Source organism: Planktothrix sp., assembly GCF_046067725.1.
Classification (GTDB): domain Bacteria; phylum Cyanobacteriota; class Cyanobacteriia; order Cyanobacteriales; family Microcoleaceae; genus Planktothrix.
Genome location: NZ_JBJUDF010000227.1, coordinates 1 through 7,309 on the forward strand (window position 1 = coordinate 1; position 7,309 = coordinate 7,309).

At 39.7% G+C, this 7,309-nt stretch carries 4 protein-coding genes and 1 tRNA gene; 3 read left to right on the forward strand and 2 right to left on the reverse strand.

Features of this window, described 5'->3' with window-relative positions:
* Positions 1–398 precede the first annotated feature (398 nt).
* Positions 399–485 (reverse strand) — tRNA-Ser (locus tag ACKPEB_RS14005).
* Between the two features lie 85 nt (positions 486–570).
* Between ACKPEB_RS14005 and ACKPEB_RS14010 the strand changes: the two genes are divergently transcribed.
* The 3 genes from ACKPEB_RS14010 (at position 571) to ACKPEB_RS14020 (ending at position 2,422) form a co-directional block, all read left to right on the forward strand.
* On the forward strand, positions 571–939 hold the full coding sequence (locus ACKPEB_RS14010) for a 2Fe-2S iron-sulfur cluster-binding protein (protein ID WP_408965540.1): 369 nt from the start codon (positions 571–573) through the stop codon (positions 937–939).
* Positions 929–1,507: a thermonuclease family protein gene (locus tag ACKPEB_RS14015; protein ID WP_408965541.1), complete on the forward strand. Its 579-nt coding sequence runs from the start codon at positions 929–931 to the stop codon at positions 1,505–1,507. Before ACKPEB_RS14010 ends, ACKPEB_RS14015 begins: the two co-directional genes overlap by 11 nt.
* A 93-nt stretch (positions 1,508–1,600) precedes the next feature.
* Positions 1,601–2,422, forward strand: coding sequence for an inositol monophosphatase family protein (locus tag ACKPEB_RS14020; RefSeq protein WP_408965542.1), 822 nt, complete (start codon positions 1,601–1,603; stop codon positions 2,420–2,422).
* A gap of 372 nt (positions 2,423–2,794) precedes the next feature.
* Here ACKPEB_RS14020 and ACKPEB_RS14025 read toward each other — a convergent pair.
* The coding region (locus ACKPEB_RS14025; RefSeq protein ID WP_408965543.1) for a CHAT domain-containing protein at positions 2,795–7,309 on the reverse strand (4,515 nt) is incomplete at its 5' end.

A 7,309-nucleotide genomic window follows, 5' to 3' on the forward strand; every position in this document is an offset into this window, starting at 1 on the left:
AGTTTCAATCCCTGAAAGGGATTAGTGGTTATTATAACTGCGGGCTTCTGAAAGCCTTGATATATTTAGTTTTCAAGGTGCGATCGCGACAACCTGATCTAAATATACCATTTCAGCCATCAAGTTTACAAGAGGGAACAACAAAAAAACGATAAAATTTGCTTTCTGTATAGCTTTCAGCCATTGCGACTACCCTTTAATCAAGTAAAACAAGTCCAAACCCAGACCGGATAGAAGTTTCAGCCCTTAATTTTGCCATTGTGTTCTGAACAGCTAGAGGTTGTCACCTTAAGTTCAAAGTGGAGGCATTTTTAATCTGATGACAAATTCCTAAACAACGCTAATGCAGTAGAATTTAGCGATTAACCTATTTTTATTAACTTAAACCTTTAGGAGAACGGAGAGGGAGGGATTCGAACCCTCGTTAGAGTCACCCCTAAACGACATTTCCAGTGTCGCGCCTTCAACCACTCGGCCACCTCTCCAGGGGATATATTTCGTTTTTACCCACGAAAATATATATTATCATAAGTTTTGGAAAGTCAACACTATCTCAAAAAATTTTTTCTTATGTCCCGTTCCCATCGGATAGAAATTCATTATCGCCAGACGGGTAAACGCTATTGCGTCAACGTTCCCGAAGATCGGTATATTCTGCAAAGTGCCGAAAATCAGGGGGTAGACTTACCCTTTTCCTGTCGCAACGGTGCTTGTACAACCTGTGCAGTAAGGGTTGTTTCTGGCCAGTTGTACCAATCGGAAGCACTGGGACTATCTCCAGAGTTACAAAAACAGGGGTATGCGCTCTTGTGTGTCAGTTATCCCCGTTCCGATTTAGTGGTGGAAACTCAAGACGAGGATGAAGTCTATGAACTTCAATTCGGACGTTATTTTGGCAAAGGTAAAGTTAAAACCGGATTACCCTTGGATGAAGATTAATTTACTCAAATGGTACGGTAGCTTATTTCTGGCTATCTTACTAGGTTTGACCAGTTGTTCTCAACCTGACCTGCCGAAAGGGATTTTTACTAAAGTTGAACGGGTCGTCAGTGGTCAAACCCTGGAAATTCTCGATAAAACAGGTAAAATTCCGGTGTTACAATCCGTTCGGTTAGCGGGAATCACTGCTCCTGACTTGCAACAAGAGCCTTGGGGAACACAAGCTAAACAATACTTAAAACAACTGTGTCAAGGTCAAAAAATCCTCTTAGAAGCTGACTTTAAAGCTAAAGATCGCTATGGTCGCATCTCCGGCTATGCTTGGTTAAATCAAACTTTGATTAATGAAGAGTTAGTTAAAAATGGATATGTCTTAGCAGAAATCTCTTCAATTCATCGACCTGTTCCCTCAAATTTTAAGACCCAATATCGTCAACGGTTAAACTATGCCCAAGAATATGCCCGACTGATGGGAAATGGGATTTGGAACCCCGAAAAACCCATGCGTTTAACCCCAACAGAATTTCGAGACCAACAACCGCAGAATAATAATTCTATTTTTCCTTAGAGGATGGGGGAAATAGTGATCAAGGGTAGGGGTGGAGTTTCCCCGCCCAAACTCGGTTATCCGTCAACAATCAATAGTTCACAACGAATTAAGATGAGTCAAAACGAATTACAGTTTTTTTTAGAGATTGCCACCTTAGCCGCTCAAGCAGGGGGCGCGGTTTTAAAATCCTATGTAGGAAATTTACGAGATATTCAAGAGAAAGGACGGTCTGGAGATTTAGTCACCGAAGCGGATAAAGCTTCGGAAGCAGAGATTTTAGCCGTTTTAGAACGTCATGTTCCTGAACATAGAATTTTAACGGAAGAATCAGGAGAATTAGGAGATACCAACAGTTCTTATCTTTGGGCGATTGATCCCTTAGATGGAACCACTAATTTTGCCCATCAATATCCATTTTTTTCGGTTTCTATCGGATTATTAATTGAAGGTGTTCCTCAAGTGGGGGTAATTTATGATCCGTTTCATGATGAATTATTTCAAGCGGCTAAAGGATTAGGAGCGACTTGCAATCATCGGTTAATTAGTGTCTCTAAAACTGATAGTTTAGCGAAAAGTTTATTAGTGACTGGGTTTGCCTATGACCGTCGAGAAACACCGGATAATAATTATGCAGAATTTGCCTATTTAACTCATTTAACTCAAGGAGTTCGTCGCAGTGGTGCGGCGTCGATTGATTTAGCTCATACCGCCTGTGGACGGTTAGATGGTTATTGGGAACGAGGGTTATCTCCTTGGGATATGGCGGCTGGAATTGTATTAGTTGAAGAAGCGGGAGGAAAGGTGACGGCTTATGATAGTAGTTTGTTTGAAATGCGATCAGGTCGGATTTTAGCGACGAATGGTTATTTACATGAACCTTTAAGTCAAGCGTTAATGAAAACTCCACCGTTATCGAGTTGGAAAAATTCATAGGTTTGTCGAAGCTGACAGACCTTCGGTGATCAAAGGGGAATATGGTTAAGGTTTTCTAATCTAATCTGGGAAATCGTTTTGTTTTTTAAAAGATTGTCAGGAAATTTTGAGATTTGATGAAGAATCTTTCTCAATTACTTGACGATAGAATCGGGGTTGTGGTACAGTTAAGGAAACACCCCCCAAGGGCTTATTGTGTCTATCTGCACAAATAAAGGCTATAACCCTGATTCTTTCGTAAAATATCTGAGTTTCCTGACAGAATTTCGGGGAGATGATAACCTAATTTGGGGAACCAAATAGTCGGTCACAAATAAGGATATTGACAAAAATGCTATTTTGTGCATCAAGGTCAAAATCGGTTTTTCCAATTTACCAAGGACTTCCAATCATTGTAAATCCTGACCAATAATAGGGATGGGATAGACGGGTAATATGAGTTCCTTTGAGTTCATCAGGAAGAGGAATTGCACCAAAACTGGTGATTAATTGATCATTTTCAATCCGAGTTGTTCCTTGAATCATATCAAGTTGAGCTTTTTGTAATGCGATCGCTTTAATAGGAGCTTGCTTTAAATCTTGATAAAATTCACTCATTAATCCTAACGTTCCTTGGTCGCTGACATACCATAAACTGGCTAAGGCTGATTTAACTCCGGCTTGTACCGCTAATCCCGCAAATCCTAATTCTGAACGGCGATCGCCTAAAGCAGTTCGACAAGCACTTAAAGTTAATAATTCTACCGTTGGATTATCCCAATTTAAACTTGGTAATTCGCTCAGAGGTAATTTTTGATTCCATAATTGAATATAAGAATTATTAGGAGATCCCGGTTGAAAATCAGCGTGGGTGGCTAAATGAATGACTTCAAAATCAGATAAGCGGCGCTGAACTTTCAAATTTTCTAAGGTAAATCGTTCGTTTAAATATTCTTCACCACGCCAAAGTTGGATAATATTAGCTAATTCAACGGGAACCGCAGGTAAAGGATTTTGATCTTTAAATTGACTGGCTCCCATGGCTAAAACTTCAGCTTCACCAATGGGTTGATAACGAAAGTCAACGAAACTGGTACTAGGAATTAAACTAATGGCATATTTTTCAATTAAAAATTGTTGACCATCCCATAAAGCAGCGATGGGTAAACTGCGTAAACCAGGATCAAGGGAGAAGAGAATGGTAGAAACTCCTAATTTTTGTAAATCTTCGGCGATGGGTTGAATCATCCATTGATACAGTTGTTGCGCTGGAGCTTGATAACTAATTGTATCCCGTTTTCGAGGGTTAGTAATTTCCGTTTGAAGGGATCGAACTAAGGGTAATAATTTTTCTTGGGTCGCTTCAGGAACGCTATGTCGTAACAGTTCCCCAGAGGAGGGAAGAACAATAATTTCTAGTTGTTCGTCACGAGAAACAAGATAAACAATTGCATAAACTTGTTGGGTTTTCTGTTCCAGTTGTTTTAATCGGTGCTGAACTTCTAAACGATCTAATAAAGTACCTTGAACCCCTAAATAGTTTTGAAATTCTTGATTTCTGAACTGTTCTATCGTTAAAATCATTAAATCTAAACTATTAGAATTAAAGGCAATATCTAAAGTTGATAATAACTCTTGAGGGAGGGAATCATGGGTTGGATTATTAATGAACTCCGAGGGAATTTCCTGGGGAGTGGGAGGAATTAATAACTGTTTTTGAAGGATGACTCCGGTATTCCCTGGAATGGGAGTTTGAGGAAGATTCGGGGTGTCATCGGTTTGAATGGCTAGATTGTCTAATATAAATGAGCCTTCAAAGCTTTGCTGCGGGGTTAAGCTAAAGTTCCCGGTTGTAATAGTGGCGAGGGTTCCATTAATCGTGAGTTGATCTCCGATTACAAAGATAGAAACCGGAGGATTAAGTAGCCCCCCCGCGTGACGAATGGTAATGGAACCGTTTCCGAGGCGCCCAGCAGTCGAGAGGCTGGCGACTCCGGGGGAAAATAAGCTAGGAAAGGAACTCAGAGCCCGAAAGTTGCCTTGAGTCGATTCTACGAAAATATTACCGCCTTGACCCTTGGGAGATTCAGTGTTAATAAATTCCACCTGGATATCGTTGATGGGGTCAAGGAAGACGTTACCAGCTTGGGTTTGACCTTGGGTGTCAATTTGTCCGGTGGTAATTTGGGTTTGAGCATTGACCGTAATGTCACCGCCAATGATACCGAATGTCCGTAAATTCCCGGTTGTAACCTCGCCCACCGGGCTACTTAGGGAAATCTCCCCACTCTTGCCATTGGGGGATGAAGTATTCAGGTTATTGGTGGTAATATCCCCTTGTTGGGTATTGAGGGAGATCTCCCCACTGTTGCCATTTAGAGATGAGGTATTCAAAGAATTAACCGTAATATTCCCGTTGTTACTGTTGAGTGTAATCGTTCCAGTGACCGTGATATCACGGGTATTAATGTCGTTAGTGGCTGTAATTACAACTGTATTATTACTGAAAGTATTGCCATTAAGGTTAACTTGATTACTGGCATTCAGGTTGAGTCCTCCAGAACCGACGGTAATGGGTGCATTCGCTTGAATGGTTCTGGCGTTAATGGCCAAACCGTTGAGGGGATTTTCAGCTATAAAGGTATCTAAATTAACATCATTGTTCTCGGCGTTGAGGGTTAAATTTCCTTTTCCGGTGAGGGTTGAGCCGATGAAGTTAATGGCTCCCTTATTAATACTGGTATCTAATGTAACTGAGTTTCCCGCAATATTAACCGTATTGACCGGGGAAAAGTCGAGTCCGGTGGCGGTGTAGATATTTCCCAACAGATTAACAATATTTGCTTGTTGGAAAATTAATGTATTGATGGGGTTATTATGATTGCCAACGGTATTAAGAGAAATATCACCATTTCCAGCATTGAGGATTAAGGTTTGGGAACCTGTGATGAAACTATTATTAAATAAAATAGCACCATTATTATTGCTGGTATTAATGGTGATGGGGTTCGCAAGTTGAGTTCCTCCTAAAGCATTACTAAAATCAACAATATGATTAACGGTTACATTACCTTGTAGGGTCGTTTGTCCGGTGGTATTGACTTGTAAACTTAAGAGGGGGTTAGTCTCACCCATACTTGAGAATATTATATTTCCATTTCCCGCGTTAACCGTTAAATTACTATTCCCATTAACAGGAGAATTAAAACGAATATTCCCACTGCTATTAATTCCTGATGAAGTTAAAGTAATATTAGGGGATGCGAGTTGAACAGGACGATTATATTGTTGTTGACTTCCGACCCCATTATTAGCAGAAGTATTAATATCAGCATTTAAAATAATCGGATTATTTGCGGTATTGAAACTCAGGCTTCCAGCTTGACCGTTGAGGGTACTGGTATTCACGCCGCCTAAGTTAAGAGTTCCGGGGGTATTGAGGGTAATATTTCCACCATTATTAACAGAACTGGTATTCAGTATTCCGGGGTTAGTGGTTATATTTCCGTTAACACTATTTAAGGTTATCGCTTGACCGTTTGTGGTAATATTTCCAGTAACAATATTATTGGTAGCCGTAATTTCAACAAAACTGTTATTAGTGGTATTAATATCTTGAGAAAGGGTGACACTATCGCTAGAATTAATTTTCAAATTTCCAGTATCAACGTTAAGAGCAGAGCTACTATTAACAATTCCCCCAGTTATATCTAACCCTCCGACGTTAACACTATTATTAAATCGAACGTCTCCCTCTCCAGCTTGTACCGTTAAGCCATTATTATTGACTGGAATACTGTTAACAGTATTATTAAAAGTAATATTTCCACTTCTCGATGTTCCAGAAGTATTAAGGGTTATAGGTTGATTAACTTCAACGGGATGATTAAAGGTCAAATTACTCCCTCTTCCACTATTTCCCGAAGTATTAATATTTCCTGTTAATGCAATTTTTTCACCGCTAACGGTTAAGGTTCCCGCTTGGTTAGTTTGGCTACTGGTATTCATTTCACCCAGGATAACAGGTGCAGTCGTTGTAATATTAATATGACCGCCATCGCTATTATTGGAACTGGTATTAATAGTTCCTGAACTGCTATCAATATTTCCGGTATTACTGCTAAGATTAATAGCTTGACCTTCAGTGGTAAGGTCAGCAGTAGTAATCTTATTTTCTGCGTTAATATTAATAATTCCGGTATGATTAACGGTGATAGGTTCGGTTAAATTAACGGTTCCTTGACTATTAAGATTAACGCCTTCTGCTTCAACTTTAATATTAGCATTACTATTGATATCCCCACTATTAACAGTTAACCCATTTAGGGTATTGGTTCCTCCGATGGTTTCATTAACGGTGACAGTTCCTGTTCCCGCTTGAATAGTTAAATTAGAATTCCCTAGCGTATTACTATCAACGGTATTATTAAAGGTAATATTTCCACTTTCTGCGCTTCCCGATGTGGTTAAGGTAACACTATCAACATCTAAAATAACAGGAGAATTAAAGGTAATATTATTACCTGAACCCTGAGTCGCTGAGGTATCAATATTATTCGTTAATGTAATCTGATTTCCCGCCAAAGTTAGAGTACCTGCTTGAGAAGTTTCTAAATTAGACTCAGTGCGGGTATTAATTGCACCAACGGTTAAATTATTAGCCGCATTTAGGTTAATGTCTCCTCCGTTTGCGGTAGTGGAACTGCTATTAAGAATACCTGCGGTTGTATTAATATTTCCAGTATTGCTGGTTAGAGAAATTCCTCCGCCATGACTAATCATATCTTGGGTTGTAATCTCTCCGTCTGCGACTACCTCAACGGAACTATTATTATTTACTGTGACCCTATCACCAAAGGTTACATCTTGGGTTGCCGTAATATTAATTCCCCCATTCTCAACAGTAAC